The 240-nt window shown below is 64.6% G+C and carries 1 protein-coding gene; it reads right to left on the bottom strand.

Annotated features, from left to right (window positions below; translation table 11 throughout):
• Positions 1-34: 34 nt before the first annotated feature.
• On the bottom strand, positions 35-240 hold a 206-nt coding region (locus AC0VY3_RS36345; protein WP_475551818.1), incomplete at its 5' end, for an MmyB family transcriptional regulator.

Genomic DNA, 240 nt, shown 5'->3' with positions numbered 1-240 from the left:
TCGAACGTTTCATTTGCAGTGATGTACAGGAAGGTCACGGGCTCTGGGCCGTGCCACGGGCCAGAGCGGCCAGTCGTTCCGCGTCTGGAGTGCCAGGATTGGCTGACCAGAGCACGAGCTGCTGTTCTGGGGCACCGGCGTAGCGGAAGGTGTCCCAGTCGAGGGTGAGTTCGCCGACGGCAGGGTGGTTGATGCGTTTGCTGCCGAAGTCCTGGTGTGCGACGCGGTGCTCGGCCCACC

This window comes from Streptomyces sp. iso_384 (assembly GCF_056172905.1).
The sequence above is the reverse complement of the archived record's forward strand: the minus strand, read 5'-3'. Positions and strand labels throughout refer to the sequence as shown.